This window comes from Pseudomonas sp. MD195_PC81_125 (assembly GCF_014060985.1).
Classification (GTDB): Bacteria; Pseudomonadota; Gammaproteobacteria; order Pseudomonadales; family Pseudomonadaceae; genus Aquipseudomonas; species Aquipseudomonas parakoreensis.
On sequence record NZ_JABULD010000793.1, the window covers coordinates 1 to 1,206 of the forward strand.

The 1,206-nt window shown below is 59.0% G+C and carries 1 protein-coding gene and 1 pseudogene; one reads left to right on the top strand and one right to left on the bottom strand.

The genetic code is table 11. The features are described 5' to 3' along the window. A partial coding sequence (locus tag HT737_RS29320) for a polyhydroxyalkanoic acid system family protein (protein ID WP_182404569.1) occupies positions 1–216 on the bottom strand: 216 nt, incomplete at its 3' end. A 154-nt stretch (positions 217–370) separates the two neighbouring features. Here HT737_RS29320 and ubiE point away from each other — a divergent pair. Further along, positions 371–1,135, top strand: a pseudogene (gene ubiE / locus HT737_RS29325) (bifunctional demethylmenaquinone methyltransferase/2-methoxy-6-polyprenyl-1,4-benzoquinol methylase UbiE); the annotation flags it as partial. Positions 1,136–1,206: the final 71 nt, after the last annotated feature.

Consider the following 1,206-nt stretch of genomic DNA (forward strand, 5'->3'; position numbering starts at 1 on the left):
CGACATCATGATGCCCAGCTCCACATCGACACGGATCGAATCGTCAGCCACATGCACCGCGCCTTTCACGCCCGAGCGCTTGAGGTTCAGGGTGTCGCCCGACCACTGCGGCTCCAGGCCATATTGATCAGAGAGTTTCTGCGCCAGCTTGTCGGCCTTCTCGCGGGCGGCTTCCTTGCCCAGGCTGTGGGCACGCCCAACACTGATTTTGGCCATTGAATGACTCCTGCTTGATGAATGGGTGTCGGTAAATCTTGACCGCGTCTGCGGCAAATCGTCCCGAAGGTTGCCCATCTTACCTTTAGCCATTCCAAGACAAAGCATGGCTTGGGGATTAGAATGTCGCGCATTCTCTTTTGGTGACAGCGATATGACTGATCAGCGCAAAGGCAGCGATGCCGAACCCACCACTCACTTCGGCTTCAAAAACGTTCCGGAAAGCCAGAAAGCGGAAAAAGTCGCTGAGGTTTTCCACTCGGTAGCCGCGAAATACGACCTGATGAACGACCTTCTGTCGGGCGGCATGCACCGTCTGTGGAAGCGTTTCGCGATCGAACTGTCCGGTGTGCGTGCAGGCAACCGCGTGCTCGACATCGCCGGCGGCACCGGTGACCTGACCAAAAAGTTCTCGCACCTCGTAGGCCCGACCGGCCAGGTGGTGCTGGCCGACATCAACGAATCCATGCTCAAGGTCGGTCGTGACCGCCTGCTGGATCTGGGTGTGTCGGGCAACGTCGAATTCGTCCAGGCCGATGCGGAAAAGCTGCCGTTCCCGGATAACCATTTCGACTGCGTGACCATCGCCTTCGGCCTGCGCAACGTGACGCATAAAGAAGACGCCCTGCGGTCGATGCTGCGCGTGCTCAAGCCCGGCGGCCGTCTGCTGGTGCTGGAATTCTCCAAGCCGACCAACGCACTGATGTCCAAGGCGTACGACGCCTACTCGTTCGCCTTCATGCCGTTGATGGGCAAGCTGATCACCAACGACTCGGAAAGCTATCGCTACCTGGCCGAATCGATCCGCATGCACCCGAATCAGGAAACCCTGAAATCGATGATGGTCGACGCCGGTTTCGACCGTGTGACCTATCACAACATGACCGCAGGCATCGTCGCCCTGCACCGCGGCATCAAGCTGATGTTGCTCACCGGGCTGCTCGCCAGCGTCGAACTCGGCCTCAACCGGGTGCTGCGTCTCGACAGCAC